At 68.3% G+C, this 13,302-nt stretch carries 14 protein-coding genes and 2 tRNA genes; 9 read left to right on the top strand and 7 right to left on the bottom strand.

Annotation, left to right across the window (positions count from 1 at the left end):
- Positions 1–33: 33 nt before the first annotated feature.
- Genes NNZ72_RS12860 through NNZ72_RS12875 form a run of 4 tightly spaced genes read right to left on the bottom strand, consistent with a single transcriptional unit; the run spans position 34 to position 3,295 of the window.
- Positions 34–630: a GNAT family N-acetyltransferase gene (locus NNZ72_RS12860; RefSeq protein ID WP_257315718.1), complete on the bottom strand. Its 597-nt coding sequence runs from the start codon at positions 628–630 to the stop codon at positions 34–36.
- Between the two features lie 4 nt (positions 631–634).
- Entirely contained in the window at positions 635–1,489 is an 855-nt protein-coding gene (sseA, locus tag NNZ72_RS12865) for a 3-mercaptopyruvate sulfurtransferase (RefSeq protein WP_257315719.1), read from the bottom strand.
- Between the two features lie 13 nt (positions 1,490–1,502).
- Entirely contained in the window at positions 1,503–2,249 is a 747-nt protein-coding gene (locus NNZ72_RS12870) for an alanyl-tRNA editing protein (RefSeq protein WP_257315720.1), read from the bottom strand.
- A gap of 5 nt (positions 2,250–2,254) precedes the next feature.
- A complete protein-coding gene (locus tag NNZ72_RS12875) occupies positions 2,255–3,295 on the bottom strand; it encodes a cysteine synthase A (RefSeq protein ID WP_257315721.1) in 1,041 nt (346 codons plus the stop codon).
- A 213-nt stretch (positions 3,296–3,508) separates the two neighbouring features.
- Between NNZ72_RS12875 and NNZ72_RS12880 the strand changes: the two genes are divergently transcribed.
- Positions 3,509–3,712, top strand: a complete 204-nt coding sequence (locus NNZ72_RS12880) for a hypothetical protein (protein ID WP_257315722.1) — start codon at positions 3,509–3,511, stop codon at positions 3,710–3,712.
- Between the two features lie 52 nt (positions 3,713–3,764).
- Here NNZ72_RS12880 and NNZ72_RS12885 read toward each other — a convergent pair.
- Positions 3,765–3,839 (bottom strand) — tRNA-Asn (locus NNZ72_RS12885).
- 144 nt (positions 3,840–3,983) lie between these two features.
- Here NNZ72_RS12885 and NNZ72_RS12890 point away from each other — a divergent pair.
- The 4 genes from NNZ72_RS12890 (at position 3,984) to NNZ72_RS12905 (ending at position 5,358) form a co-directional block, all read left to right on the top strand.
- On the top strand, positions 3,984–4,268 hold the full coding sequence (locus NNZ72_RS12890; protein ID WP_257315808.1) for a hypothetical protein: 285 nt from the start codon (positions 3,984–3,986) through the stop codon (positions 4,266–4,268).
- Between the two features lie 74 nt (positions 4,269–4,342).
- Positions 4,343–4,822 (top strand): DUF2938 domain-containing protein, encoded by a 480-nt coding sequence (locus tag NNZ72_RS12895; RefSeq protein ID WP_257315723.1) that lies wholly within the window; start codon positions 4,343–4,345, stop codon positions 4,820–4,822.
- Positions 4,823–4,876: 54 nt separating this feature from the next.
- Positions 4,877–5,164, top strand: a complete 288-nt coding sequence (locus NNZ72_RS12900) for a hypothetical protein (protein WP_257315724.1) — start codon at positions 4,877–4,879, stop codon at positions 5,162–5,164.
- Positions 5,165–5,284: 120 nt separating this feature from the next.
- Positions 5,285–5,358: transfer RNA gene (locus tag NNZ72_RS12905), tRNA-Cys, on the top strand.
- A 36-nt stretch (positions 5,359–5,394) separates the two neighbouring features.
- Here NNZ72_RS12905 and exbD read toward each other — a convergent pair.
- Both exbD and exbB read right to left on the bottom strand, forming a co-directional pair.
- Positions 5,395–5,823 (bottom strand): TonB system transport protein ExbD, encoded by a 429-nt coding sequence (exbD, locus tag NNZ72_RS12910; RefSeq protein ID WP_257315725.1) that lies wholly within the window; start codon positions 5,821–5,823, stop codon positions 5,395–5,397.
- A 4-nt stretch (positions 5,824–5,827) separates the two neighbouring features.
- Positions 5,828–6,826 (bottom strand): tonB-system energizer ExbB, encoded by a 999-nt coding sequence (gene exbB, locus NNZ72_RS12915; RefSeq protein WP_257315726.1) that lies wholly within the window; start codon positions 6,824–6,826, stop codon positions 5,828–5,830.
- A gap of 313 nt (positions 6,827–7,139) precedes the next feature.
- Here exbB and NNZ72_RS12920 point away from each other — a divergent pair, with 313 nt between their 5' ends.
- The 4 genes from NNZ72_RS12920 to NNZ72_RS12935 all read left to right on the top strand — a co-directional run bounded on the left by NNZ72_RS12920 (position 7,140) and on the right by NNZ72_RS12935 (position 13,278).
- Positions 7,140–7,790, top strand: coding sequence for a protein-L-isoaspartate O-methyltransferase family protein (locus NNZ72_RS12920; protein WP_257315809.1), 651 nt, complete (start codon positions 7,140–7,142; stop codon positions 7,788–7,790).
- A 226-nt stretch (positions 7,791–8,016) separates the two neighbouring features.
- Positions 8,017–9,411, top strand: a complete 1,395-nt coding sequence (locus NNZ72_RS12925; protein WP_257315727.1) for a TolC family outer membrane protein — start codon at positions 8,017–8,019, stop codon at positions 9,409–9,411.
- Positions 9,412–9,564: 153 nt separating this feature from the next.
- Positions 9,565–10,299 carry a PopZ family protein gene (locus NNZ72_RS12930; protein ID WP_257315728.1) on the top strand — a complete coding sequence of 245 codons (735 nt, stop codon included), beginning with the start codon at positions 9,565–9,567 and terminating at the stop codon, positions 10,297–10,299.
- 135 nt (positions 10,300–10,434) lie between these two features.
- Positions 10,435–13,278 carry a valine--tRNA ligase gene (locus NNZ72_RS12935; protein WP_257315729.1) on the top strand — a complete coding sequence of 948 codons (2,844 nt, stop codon included), beginning with the start codon at positions 10,435–10,437 and terminating at the stop codon, positions 13,276–13,278.
- The last annotated feature ends 24 nt before the right edge of the window (positions 13,279–13,302 follow it).

The raw sequence follows: 13,302 nt of genomic DNA on the forward strand, positions 1-13,302 counted from the left end.
GAAAGGAGGATGAACCGGCCGTTCGATCCCGGTTCAGACTGGTAAACGGCCGGGCGGCGGCAGACAGTCGCGCTTGGCGAGCGCCAGCAGCTCCGCGTCGGAGAGCGGCACGACCGCGCCGTCCGTCGTGCCGACGGGCGAGAAGCCGAACATCTGGTAGAGCTGCAGCGCGCGGGGGTGGTCGAGGCTGTTGGTGGTGACCGTCACGCGCTTCGGCCCGGACGCCCAGGCGGCATAGAGCGCCTGCAGCAGGAACCACTTGCCGATGCCGATGCCGAGCGCATGCTCGAACAGGCCGAAATGGGAGAGCTCCACCGTCTCCGTGTCGACCTGGAACAGCTCGAAGAAGCCGCCCGGCGCGCCGTTCACGTAGAGCACGCTCACCGCGTTGCGCTTGTCGTGCAGTGTCGCGGTAAGCGCGGCGTCGTCCAGGCGCAGCCGGTCGACCCAGTGCCAGCGGCTGCCGACCTGCCGGTAGAGGAAGCGGTAATAGGCGAGCGGGATGTCCGGCGCGGCGAGGATCGCCGTGTGCACGTTGACGGGCACCGGCAGGCTCTGGCGCGGCGGCGCCGTCATCTCCAGCGCGGTGACATGGACCGGGATCGGTGCGGCAGTCGTCTTCTTCGCCATGGGCCTAGTCTTTTCCGGTGACGACCGGCGTGTCGTCGCGCCCGCCCCATTCCGACCAGGAGCCGTCGTAGAGCGTGTTGTCCTCGTGGCCGAGCGAATGGAGCGCGAGCGTGATGATCGCCGCCGTCACGCCGGAGCCGCAGCTTGTCACCACCGGCCTGCCGAGGTCGATCCCCGCATCGTCGAAGAGTTGGCGCAATTCGGAAAGGTCCTTGAAGCGGCCGTCGGCCGAGAAGATGCCGGAGGGCATGTTTCTGGCGCCCGGCATGTGGCCCGAGCGCATGCCGGCGCGCGGCTCCGCCTCCTCGCCGGTGAAGCGGCCGGCCCCGCGCGCGTCGGCGATCTGCCGCGCGCCGGTGGTGACGATGCCGCGCATCTCCTCGAAGGAGGTGACGGCATAGGGGTTGAAATTGGTGTGGAAGACGGCGGGCGCCGGCTCCGGCAGGTCGGTCTCGAGCGGCCGGCCCTCCTTCCTCCAGCCGTCGATGCCGCCGTCCATGACGAAGACGGATCTCGCCCCCATGGTGCGGAACAGCCACCACACGCGCGGCGCGGTGAAGATGCCGGGCCCGTCGTAGACGACGATCGTGTCGGTGTCGGAAATGCCGAGCTTGCCGACCTCGGCGGCGAAGAATTCCGGCGAGGGGATCGTGTGCGGCAGGCCGCTCGCATGGTCGGCGATCACGTCCTGGTCGAAGAACACCGCGCCCGGGACATGGCCGGCGGCATATTCGGCGGCGCCGTTGCGGTTTTGCGCGGGAAGATACCACGAGGCGTCGACGATGCGGAATTCCGGCGCGCCGAGCTGCTTTTCCACCCAGTCCGCCGAGACGACGAACCTGCTCTTCTCGTTTGCCATGGGCTTCTCCCTGTCAGGCGTCGGGCGAACCGGGCGCGCCGAAGCGGATGCGGAACCGGCGGTTCTCCTTGCCCTTCTTCTCGATCTTGGCGATGTGGATGGCGCCGACCTCCTGCGTCTCGGAGACGTGGGTGCCGCCGCAGGGCTGGCTGTCGATTGTCGAACCCTCGCCGATGCACACGAGGCTGACGCGGCCGAGCCCCACGGGCGGGCGCACGTTCTTCGACTTGACGATGCCGGGATTGGCGGCGAGCTCCGCGTCGGTGATCCACTGCACGAAGACCGGATGGTTCTCCTCGACGAGCTTCATCAGCTTCTCCGTCACCGCGTCCTTGTCGATCGTCTCGCTCATGTCGAAGTCGACGCGGCTGTCCTCCTCGCCGACGGCCGCACCCGTGATCGGGTAGGGGCAGACGACGGAGAGCAGGTGGCAGGCCGTGTGCATGCGCATCAGCCGGTAGCGCCGCGCCCAGTCGATATGGGCGACGATCGTCTCGCCGACCACGGGCAGCGCCTCGCCGTCGAGCGGCCTGTGCAGGATGACGTCCTTGCTCGCGCCCGTCACCGCCGGGCCGAGCGCGATGCGCGAGCCGTCGCCACGCTCCAGGAAGCCGGTGTCGCCCGGCTGTCCGCCGGACGTGGCGTAGAAGCAGGTCCGTTCGAGCTCGACGCTGCCGTCGGCATGCACCGCCGTCACAACCGCCTCGCATGTCGAAAGATAGAAATCGTCACGGAAGAGGGCGGCGGTGGGAGAGGGCATGGAGACTATTCGACCGGCTGATAGGGGACCTTGATCCTCGATTTCGCCGTCAGCCAGCCCGGGACGGGCAGGTTCTTCGAATCGAGGAAGTCCGCGTTGAAGAGTTTGGACTGGTAGCGGTTAGCATAGTCGCAGAGGATCGTCACGATCGTATGGCCGGGGCCGAGATCCCTCGCCAGCCGGATCGCGCCGGCGATGTTGATGCCCGACGAGCCGCCGACGGCGATGCCCTCGTTCTCGATCAGGTCGAAGACCAGCGGCACGGCTTCCGAATCGGGGATGTTGTAGGCGTAGTCCGGGGTGAAACCCTCCAGATTGGCGGTGATGCGGCCCTGGCCGATGCCCTCGGTGATGGAGCTTCCCTCGGCCTTGAGCTCGCCGTGCGCATAGTAGTTGTAGAGGGCGGCGCCGTCCGGGTCGGCAAGCGCGATCCTGATGTCCGGGTTCTTCGCTCTCAGGCCCGCCGCGACGCCGGCGAGCGTGCCGCCCGAGCCGACGGCCGAGACGAAGCCGTCCACCTTGCCGCCGGTGTCGCGCCAGATCTCCGGCGCGGTCGTCTCGATATGGGCGTCGCGGTTGGCGACGTTGTCGAACTGGTTGGCCCAGATCGCGCCGTTCGGCTCGCTCTTCGCGAGCTCGGCGGCGAGCCGGCCGGAGAGCTTCACGTAGTTGTTCGGGTTCTTGTAGGGGACGGCAGGCACCTCGACCAGCTCGGCGCCGAGGCTGCGGATGGCGTCCTTCTTCTCCTGGCTCTGGGTCTCCGGGATGACGATGACCGCGCGGTAGCCGAGCGCCCTCGCGACGAGGGCGAGGCCGATGCCGGTGTTGCCGGCCGTGCCCTCGACGATCGCGCCGCCGGGACGCAGATCGCCAGAGCGTTCCGCCGCGCGGATGATCGACAGCGCCGCGCGGTCCTTCACCGACTGGCCCGGATTGAGGAACTCCGCCTTGCCGAGGATCTCGCAGCCCGTCGCCTCCGACGCACCTTTGAGCCGGATCAGCGGCGTGTTGCCGATTGCATCCAGAACGGACGGAAGAATGGACATGGAACCTGTGCCTCGCGCTTTCAAAACCAGATTATGCGGCGTCTTTTCGACCTGCAAGCAGGGCTTGGCAAGGAATCGTGTTCCCCGTCGGGCGCAACCGGAAGGATTATTTATCCGGCGGCGGAACAGCGATCGTTAATCGGCTGTTAAGCGGCATGGTTAATTTTGCGTCTATACGCCGCCCCTCGGTCGGGGCGGGCAAGGAGGTGCCAGATGCTTTTCGGTCTTTTCCAGAACGCCCCCGTCGAGAGCGACGAGGACACCGCCACCGGCACCTATGCGGACGGCGCCGTGGGCACCCCCGCCGCCGACCGCTCGGCCTATGCCGAGAGCCGGGCGTTCCGCCGGACCGCCCACGAGCGCGACTACGGCAGGACGCGCGCCCTCATGCCCGCAGGCGCCGGGCTCACAGCCTGAAGATGCCGGAAAAGCAGAAGGGCCGCGCCTGAGACGCAGCCCTTCGAAAATCTGGCTCCCCGGGTCGGATTCGAACCGACGACCTATCGATTAACAGTCGAGTGCTCTACCGCTGAGCTACCAGGGATCATCCGCTCGTCGCGGAGTGAGCGCGTCATACAAACGCCCGGCCGATTTGCCAAGCGCTTTTTTGACAAAAAATTGCGCGAGGGTTGATTGGCTGTGGAGAAGGCTCCACCTGATGGACGGAGCGAACGGGTTTCAGGTGTCGATGACGACGGAAAAGAAGAAGGTGCGTTTCGGGGTCGATTCCCGCACGCGGGAAATCGTGATCGGGACCTTCCGCGCCCGGCTGCCGGAATCGCGGCTGCTGCGCTGCGTGATCGGCATCCTGCTCATCGTCGGCGGCATTCTCGGCTTCCTGCCGGTGCTCGGCTTCTGGATGGTGCCGCTCGGCCTTCTCGTGCTGTCGCACGATTCCCATTTCGTGCGCCGCCAGCGCCGCCGCCTCGCGGTCTGGTGGGCGAGCCGCAGGACGCGCGGCAACCCGCGCTGACGTCCGCGTCCCGCCCGATTGCATCGCCGCCCGCGACCTGCTCTAACGCGAGGGAGAGACAGGGGGGAAGGCGAATGGCGGTGCTTTTGGCGAAGGGCATCCTGATCGGCGCGGGCGCGACCGTGCTCATGGACCTGTGGGCGATCGTGCTGTGGCGGTTCTTCGGCCACCCGAAGCCGAACTGGGCGCCGGTCGGGCGCTGGTTCTGGCATCTCGGCCGGGGCAAGGTCTTCCACGACGACATCGGCGCCGCCGCGCCCTATGCCTACGAGCACGCGCTCGGCTGGATCGGCCACTATGCCGTCGGCATCCTCTACGGCGTGACCCTCGTGCTCATGACCGGGCCGCAATGGCTGGCGGCGCCGACGTTCCTGCCGGCCTTCGTCCTCGGCATCGTCACGGTGGGGGCGGGCTGGTTCCTGCTGCAGCCGGGCCTCGGCCTCGGCGTCGCCGCCGCCAGGCTGCCGAACGCCGGCACGGTGCGCCTCCTCAACCTCGTCGCCCACACGGTCTTCGCGATCGGCCTCTACGGCACGGCGCTGTTCCTGCGCTGAGGCGGAACCTTTCGGCGGACGGGGCGTTGAAGCGCGAAGCTCGGGGAGGAATCCATGGCTCATGCACGAATGCTGGCGGCGCTCGCCCTTTCCGCCGCGGTCCTTGCGGGCTGCTCGACCTCCTCGACCACGCTCGAGCCCATTCCCGGCAGCATCATCTATGGCGGCCAGCCGCGCACGAAACTGACGAAGTCGCCGGTCGGCAGCACGTTCGAGCATCGCTTCCGCGATCCGCGCGGGCACGAATATATCGAGAGATACCGGATACGGCCGGACCGGTCGCTGGAGATCGTCTACCGACGCCGCATCGACCTGCTGGCGGGTTTCAACGGCTGGCGCTGAGGCCGATCCGCAAACCCGGCTTGCAGGTTTCGCAAGAGGACGATTTTCGGAGATTCCCTCTTGCGGTTTCGAGGGGATCATTCTAAACGCTCGCCACGGCTCGTTTATCCGGGCCCGTGAGGCCTCGTGGCGGAGTGGTTACGCAGAGGACTGCAAATCCTTGCACCCGAGTTCGATTCTCGGCGAGGCCTCCATCCTGTCTTCCCCGATCCGACGGCACGGCGCCGGCGCTACTGCGCCGGGGCGCCCTCCAGGCCGACGAGCGCGATCTTGGCGTAGCCGGCCGCGCGCAGCAGGTTCATCACGTCCATCACGTTGCCGTAGTCGACCGCCTTGTCGGCGCGCAGCAGGATGCGCGTCTCCTTGTTGCCCTCGGTCACGGCGTCGAGCTCGGGGCCGAAATTGTCGCGCGCGATCTGGCCGTTGCCGATCGAGACCGTGAGGTCCTTCTTCAGCGTCATGAAGACCGGCTTGTCGTCGCGCGGCGTCGGCTGCGCGACGGAGGAGGGCAGATCGACATTGATGTCGACGGTGGCGAGCGGTGCCGCGACCATGAAGATGATGAGAAGGACGAGCATGACGTCGATGAAGGGCGTCACGTTGATCTCGCTGTTCTCCTCCAGGTCGTCGCCCAGTCCTTCCCTGATCTTGCTGGCCATGGCGTCACCCGATCTTCAGCACGGAGCCGCCGGCGCGCTCGCCGCGCTGGGCGATCCTCAGCGAGCGGCGCACGTCGAGGTCGCGGCTCGCCAGCCGCTCGATGGCGGCCGACGCGTCGGCGAGGCTGTGGCGGTAGCCGGCGATGGCGCGCGCGAGGAAATTGTAGATGACGACGGCGGGGATGGCGGCGACGAGGCCGATGGCGGTGGCGAGCAGCGCCTCGGCGATGCCGGGGGCGACGATGGCGAGGTTGGTCGTCTGCGCCTTCGAGATGCCGATGAACGAGTTCATGATGCCCCAGACCGTGCCGAACAGGCCGACGAAGGGCGCCGTGGAGCCGATCGTGGCAAGCAGGCCCGTACCCTTGGCGATCTGCCGGCCGGCATGCATCTCCATGCGCGTCAGCCTGGAGGCGATGCGCTCCTTCACGCCGCTGTCGGACACGTGGTCGAGCACGGCGTCGGAGGCCTCCATCTCGGCGCGCGCGGCGCGCGTCATGCGGGCGACGGTGCCGTTGCCGCGGGCGAGAGCGGCTTCCCCGTCCTCCAGGCCGCGCGCCTCGTTGAGCCGGCGCACGGCGCGGCGGGCCGAGCGCTGCACGGCGCCGAGCTCCACGAGCTTGGCGATCAGCACCGTCCAGGTGACGACCGAGGCGAAGGCGAGGCCCGCCATCACGGCCTTGACGACGATGTCCGCCGCCATGAACATGCCCCAGGGCGAGAGGTCGTGCGGCAGGCCGGGCTGGCGCTCGGCGGCCGCCGGCATCGCATCGTCGAGCGCATCGAGCTCGGTCGCCTCCTCGCCGGCGCCGGCATCGTCGGCCGGAGCCGCATCGGCATCGGCGTCCGCTTCCGGCGTGGCCGCCGCGGCGGGGGCGGTGTCCGTCGTCTCGTCGGTGCGCTGGATGTCGGTCGGGGTCGATGGCGTCTCCTGCGCCGGCACGGCGGTCGGCAGCAGCGCCGCCAGGAGGATCACAAAGAGCAGTCGGGACCGTTTCGCCACGGCGCATTCCTTCATGTATTCTGTCTGTTCAACGGACCCGCCGGCAGGCGGCGGGCAGGGGCACAGGCCTTGCGGCGGTGCGAAAACCTGGGTGCTCCATACGACATTCCCTGTACAAGTGGCAATAATATGTTGAGTAACATATTCAGGATAAGCCCTTGCGGTTCCGGCGGCGGCGCGGTTTTTGCGCGCAATCCGCCGGGGCCTATGGACACCCGGGCCGAAACCGAACTAAGACAATCCGCGACGTATCCGGCACCGCGACCGGGCCCTCGCGCCGGTCCGGTCCGCTTCATTCACAGGGCTAGAGATGATTGACTACAAAGCAGCGCGCACGAAGATGGTGGACAACCAGATCCGCACGACGGACGTGACGTCCCACGCCGTCCTCGACGCCTTCCTGACCGTCGCGCGCGAGGAGTTCGTGCCCGCGGCGCTGAAGCCGCTCGCCTATATCGACAACGACGTCCAGCTCTCGCCCGGCCGCTACCTGATGGAGCCGTCGCCGCTCGCCAAGCTCATCCAGCTTGCCGACGTCGCCGAGGGCGACGTGGTGCTGGAGGTCGGCTGCGGCACCGGCTACGCCTCGGCGATCCTGTCGCGGCTCGGCAGCTCGGTCGTGGCGCTGGAAAGCGATGCGGCGCTCGCGGCGACCGCCACGGAGACGCTCGCCCGCCTCGGCTACGACAATGTCGCGGTCGTCGTCGGCGATCTCGAGCAGGGCTATGCGGCGGAAGCGCCCTACGACGTCATCTTCGTGCACGGTGCGGTGGAGGTCGTTCCCGAGGCGCTGTTCGCGCAGCTTCGCGACGGCGGCCGCCTCGTCGTCGTCGAAGGCTACGGCAACGCCTCGCAGGCCCGCCTCTACGTGAAGGAGGGCGGCAAGACCTCCGAGCGCAACGTCTTCAACACCTCCGTCAAGCCTCTTCCCGGCTTCCGCAAGGCGCGGGAATTCGTGTTCTGACCAACGCCGGCCGGCTGGGACCATTGTTGCGGATCGGCAACTAGGGTCCCGCTTTCGGATTGGACGGGGCTCGGAGACCTTCTTTTCGCGGCTGAACCGCCCCGGCCTTGTGTGCTGTATTGCGCCGGGCCCGGAGCCTTGCGCCCCGCGCGGACGCTTCGGCCGGTGAAAACGTTTCGCGACGGACGCCCCGCGGCCGGCGTCCGCCAATCTGGAGTATCGTGCAGTGTCCATTCTCCGCAGGCTCGCCTTCGCGCTCACCGTCGCGCCCGTCTTGTTCGTCCTGCCGCAGGCCGCGGGCGCCGAAACGCTCGCCGGCGCCATGGCGAAGGCCTACAAGAACAATCCGGACCTCAACGCCGCCCGCGCCATGCTGCGCGCCGTCGACGAGAACGTGACGATCGCCAAGGCCGGCATGCGCCCGCGCGTCAACGGCGTCGCCGAGGCGGAGGCGTCCCGCGTCACGCTCGACAAGGCGCCCGTCAGCCTCTTCGGCACCGGCCCGCGCCGCAGCGACGTCACGACCACCAGCTTCGGCATCACGATCACCCAGCAGATCTTCGACGGCTTCCAGACGCTGAACCGCGTGAAGGCGGCCGAGGCGAACGTGCTCGCCAACCGGGAATCGCTGCGCGCCAACGAGATCTCGATCCTGCTCGCCGCCGTCGAATCCTACGCCAACATCGCCCGCGACCAGCAGGTCGTGGCGATCCGCAAACAGAACCTCGCCTTCCTGCGCGAGCAGCTCAACGCGGCCAATGCGCGGCTCGACGTGGGCGAGGGCACCCGCACCGACGTGAGCATCGCCGAAGCCGAGCTCGCCGCCGCCCAGGCGCTGCTGACGACCGCCGTCTCGCAGCTCAAGCAGAGCGAGGCGGCCTATGTGCAGATCGTCGGCGAGGCGCCGCAGGGCATCAAGCAGCCGGCGCCCGCCAGCAGGGCGATGCCGCGCACGCTCGACCAGGCGGTCGCAGCCGGCATGCGCGAGAACCCGACGATCCTCGCCGCCCAGCGCGGCGTCGACGCGGCGGGCTACAACGTCAAGGCGGCGGAGGGCTCGATGCTGCCCGGCGTCTCGCTGCAGGGCGACCTCTACAAGATGGGCCACGATTCGAACGATTCCGGCAACAACGTCACCGGCTCGATCTCTGCCCGCCTCGTCGTGCCGATCTACCAGGGCGGCGCGGAATACGGCCAGATCCGCCAGGCGAAGGAGCGGCTCGGCGAAAGCAGGCTGCTCGTCGATTCGGCGCGCCTGGAGGTGCAGCGCACGATCATCGCCGCGCACGCCCAGTACGAGGCCGCCCGCGCGGCGATCAGCGCCAACCAGGCGCAGATCTCCGCCGCCAGGATGGCCCTCGACGGGGTGATCGAGGAGCGCAACGTCGGCCAGCGCACGACGCTCGACGTCCTGAACGCCCAGCAGAGCGTGCTCGACGCGCGCGAAAACCTGGTCGCGTCGCAGCGCGCGGCGGTGGTCGCGAGCTACTCGCTGCTTGCCGCCACCGGCCAGCTGACGGTGCGCAGCCAGGGCCTGCAGGTCGCCGAGTACCGCGCCGAGGAGCACTACGAGGCGGTCAAGGACAAGTGGTTCGGCCTGAGGACCGTCGACGGCCGCTGACGCGCCGCCTTGGCACGGCCAACAAATCTGTGCATCACTTCCAGGAACCGATTCGCGGCAATTCAGTTCGCGTCGCAACTCGCCTAGTGTTTCCGCGAGGTCCCGCCGGTTTCGTCCGGCAAGACGCGGATGCCAGAGAGAACGGGGATAGAAATGGCTCAGCCAAATGTCGCGCGTGAACCGTCCATGGATGAGATCCTGGCGTCCATCCGCAGGATCATCGAGAACAACGAGGCACAGCCGGAACCGGCGGGTTTCGGCCGCGGGCCGGAGGCTTTCCGCGCTATGCCCGATGCCGGCGCCGACCTGCTGAGCGATCCCGCGACCGTCGCCGCCTTCCACGTCGAGGAGGCGGGCAGCATCGAGATCGAACCCCTGCACCGGCCCGAGCCGCTTCCTCGCGTCGAGCTCCGGCACCGCGATGAGCCCCTGCATCGCGACGAACCCTCGCATCGCGCCGAGCCTGCGCAGCCCGCCGCCCAGCCGGCGCTGTCGCTCGCGGATGTCGCGGCGCGCGTGCGCGCGGCCTCCGAGCGGCACGTCGCAAGCCGCGTCGCCCCCGCACCGGAGCCGGTCGCGGATGCCGTCGAGGCGGAGGCGCCTGCCGAGGAGCCGGTCGCGGCGGTGGAGATCGCCGCCGACGAGCCGGCCGAGGCGCCGCACGAGGGCGCAGCACTCGTCTCGCCCGACGTCGGCGCGCGCGTGGCGCAGTCCTTCGGCGCGCTCGCCGAGGCGCTCGATGCCGGTCCCCGCCGCTCCTTCGACGAGATCGCCGAGGACATGCTGCGGCCGATGCTGCGCGCGTGGCTGGACGACAACCTGCCGACGCTGGTCGAGCGGCTGGTGCGCGAGGAGATCGAGCGCGTGGCGCGCGGCCCGCGCCGCTGACCGCCGCATCCCGACAGATCCGGACCGTCCGAGGCCGCGCCGGTTTCCGGGGCGGCTTTTCGTCTGGTATTGTTGACTTCATCCCGGCCATCCGGTTTAGACATCCTCGAAACGAACAGCGGGCCTGGCACGAAAATGCTTGAAAAGAACTACGATTCCGCAGCCGTCGAGCCGCGTATCGCCAAGATGTGGGAAGAGGCGGACGCGTTCCGCGCGGGCGCCGGCGCAAAGCCGGGCGCGGAGACCTTCACGATCGTCATCCCGCCGCCGAACGTCACCGGCTCGCTGCACATGGGCCATGCGCTCAACAACACGCTGCAGGACATCATGGTCCGCTTCGAGCGCATGCGCGGCAAGGACGTGCTGTGGCAGCCCGGCATGGACCATGCCGGCATCGCCACCCAGATGGTGGTCGAGCGCAAGCTCGCCGCCGAGAAGCAGCCGGGCCGCCGCGACATGGGCCGCGAGGCCTTCGTCGAGAAGGTCTGGGAATGGAAGGCGGAATCGGGCGGGCTGATCTTCAACCAGCTGAAGCGCCTCGGCGCCTCCTGCGACTGGTCGCGCGAGCGCTTCACCATGGACGAGGGTCTGTCCGAGGCGGTCCTCGAGGTCTTCGTCTCGCTCTACAAGGAAGGCCTGATCTACAAGGACAAGCGCCTCGTCAACTGGGATCCGAAGCTGCTCACCGCGATCTCGGACCTGGAGGTCGAGCAGGTCGAGGTCAACGGCAATCTCTGGCACCTGCGCTATCCGCTGGAGCCGGGCGTCACCTACGAGCATCCCGTCGCCTTCGACGAGGAGGGCAACGCGACCGGATGGGAGACGCGCGACTATCTCGTCGTCGCCACCACGCGGCCGGAGACGATGCTCGGCGACACCGGCGTCGCCGTCCATCCGGACGACGAGCGCTACAAGGGCATCGTCGGCAGGCACGTGATCCTGCCGATCGTCGGCCGCAAGATCCCGATCGTCGCCGACGAATATCCGGATCCCGACGCCGGCACCGGCGTCGTCAAGATGACGCCCGCCCACGATTTCAACGACTTCGAGGTCGGCAAGCGGCACGGTCTCGCCCAGGTGAGCGTGCTCACCGTCGACGGCCGCGTCACCATCGCCGGCAACGAGGATTTCCTCGAAGGGCTTTCGCCGACCGACATGCAGCGCGGCCTCTGGGACCAGCTCGAGGGCATGGACCGCTTCGAGGCGCGCAAGCTGATCGTCAGGGTCTTCGAGGAGGGCGGCTTCCTCGACCGGGTCGAGCCGCACAAGCATACCGTCCCGCACGGCGACCGCGGCGGCGTGCCGATCGAGCCGCGGCTCACCGAGCAGTGGTACGTCGACGCCGCGACGCTGGCGAAGCCGGCGATCGCCGCCGTGCGCGAGGGCCGCACGAAATTCGTGCCGAAGAACTGGGAAAAGACCTATTTCGAGTGGATGGAGAACATCCAGCCCTGGTGCGTCTCGCGCCAGCTCTGGTGGGGTCACCAGATTCCCGCCTGGTACGGCCCGGACGGCCAGGTCTTCGTCGAGAAGACCGAGGAGGAGGCGCTGCACGCCGCCATCCAGCATTACATCGCCCATGAAGGCCCCTGGAAGGCCTGGGTCGAGGAGAAGCTGGAGAATTTCGCGCCCGGCGAGATCCTGACGCGCGACGAGGATGTGCTCGACACCTGGTTCTCCTCGGCGCTCTGGCCCTTCTCGACGCTCGGCTGGCCGGAACAGACGCCGGAGCTCGAAAAATACTACCAGACCGACGTGCTCGTCACCGGCTTCGACATCATCTTCTTCTGGGTCGCCCGGATGATGATGATGGGCATGCATTTCATGAAGGACGAGTACGGCACGCCGATCGAGCCCTTCCACACCGTCTATGTCCACGCGCTGGTCCGCGACAAGAACGGGCAGAAGATGTCGAAGTCGAAGGGCAACGTCATCGACCCGCTCGACCTGATCGACGAATACGGCGCCGACGCGCTGCGCTTCACGCTGGCGATCATGGCCGCGCAGGGCCGCGACGTGAAGCTCGACCCGGCCCGCATCGCCGGCTACCGCAATTTCGGCACCAAGCTCTGGAACGCCACCCGCTTCGCCGCGATGAACGGGGTCGCGGCCGATCCGAAATTCGTGCCCGAGGCGGCGGCGCTCACCATCAACCGCTGGATCCTGACCGAACTCGCCCGCACCGCGCGCGACGTGACGGAGGCGATCGAGACCTACCGCTTCAACGACGCGGCGGGCACGCTCTACCGCTTCGTCTGGAACCAGTTCTGCGACTGGTACCTCGAACTGCTGAAGCCGGTCTTCAACGGCGAGGACGAGGCGGCCAAGGCGGAATCGCAGGCCTGCGCGGCCTATGTGCTGGAGGAGACCTACAAGCTCCTCCATCCGTTCATGCCCTTCATGACGGAGGAGCTATGGCAGCAGACCGCGGGCGAGGGCGAGGCGCGCGAGACCCTGCTCTGCCAGGCCGAATGGCCGTCGCCGGCCTATGCGGACGACGCGGCCGCCGACGAGATCAACTGGCTCGTCGAGCTCGTCTCCGGCATCCGCTCGGTGCGCGCCGAGATGAACGTGCCGCCGGCCGCGACCGCCCCGCTGGTCGTCGTCGGTGCCAACGCGCTGACGCGGAAGCGGCTGGAGACGCACGACGCGGCGGTGCGCAGGCTCGCCCGCGTCGACGCGATCCGCCTGGAGGACGCGGCGCCGAAGGGGGCGGCGCAGATCGTCGTCGGCGAGGCGACCGTCTGCCTGCCGCTCGGCAGCCTCATCGATCTCGCCGCCGAGAAGGCGCGCCTCGAGAAGGCGATCGAGAAGGCGAAGGCCGAGGCCGACCGTATCGAGGGCAAGCTCGCGAACGAGCGGTTCGTCGCCAATGCCAAGCCGGAGGTGGTCGAGGCCGAGCGCGAGCGCTTCGCCGAGCTCTCGCAGCAGCTCACGAGCCTCGCCGTCGCGCTGGCGCGGGTGAGCGAAGCCGGCTGACGGGGCCGCAGGCAAGACGATCGA

Source organism: Shinella pollutisoli, assembly GCF_024609765.1.
Lineage (GTDB): Bacteria > Pseudomonadota > Alphaproteobacteria > Rhizobiales > Rhizobiaceae > Shinella > Shinella pollutisoli.

What these genes read in the sequence shown, in the direction of transcription:
- exbD (WP_257315725.1), bottom strand. Translation starts at nt 5,823, where the DNA reads ATGGCCAGCAAGATCAGGGAAGGACTGGGCGACGACCTGGAGGAGAAC.
- NNZ72_RS12880 (WP_257315722.1), top strand. Translation starts at nt 3,509, where the DNA reads ATGCTTTTCGGTCTTTTCCAGAACGCCCCCGTCGAGAGCGACGAGGAC.
- NNZ72_RS12870 (WP_257315720.1), bottom strand. Translation starts at nt 2,249, where the DNA reads ATGCCCTCTCCCACCGCCGCCCTCTTCCGTGACGATTTCTATCTTTCG.
- sseA (WP_257315719.1), bottom strand. Translation starts at nt 1,489, where the DNA reads ATGGCAAACGAGAAGAGCAGGTTCGTCGTCTCGGCGGACTGGGTGGAA.
- NNZ72_RS12930 (WP_257315728.1), top strand. Translation starts at nt 9,565, where the DNA reads ATGGCTCAGCCAAATGTCGCGCGTGAACCGTCCATGGATGAGATCCTG.
- NNZ72_RS12860 (WP_257315718.1), bottom strand. Translation starts at nt 630, where the DNA reads ATGGCGAAGAAGACGACTGCCGCACCGATCCCGGTCCATGTCACCGCG.
- NNZ72_RS12890 (WP_257315808.1), top strand. Translation starts at nt 3,984, where the DNA reads ATGACGACGGAAAAGAAGAAGGTGCGTTTCGGGGTCGATTCCCGCACG.
- NNZ72_RS12895 (WP_257315723.1), top strand. Translation starts at nt 4,343, where the DNA reads ATGGCGGTGCTTTTGGCGAAGGGCATCCTGATCGGCGCGGGCGCGACC.
- NNZ72_RS12900 (WP_257315724.1), top strand. Translation starts at nt 4,877, where the DNA reads ATGGCTCATGCACGAATGCTGGCGGCGCTCGCCCTTTCCGCCGCGGTC.
- NNZ72_RS12935 (WP_257315729.1), top strand. Translation starts at nt 10,435, where the DNA reads ATGCTTGAAAAGAACTACGATTCCGCAGCCGTCGAGCCGCGTATCGCC.
- NNZ72_RS12875 (WP_257315721.1), bottom strand. Translation starts at nt 3,295, where the DNA reads ATGTCCATTCTTCCGTCCGTTCTGGATGCAATCGGCAACACGCCGCTG.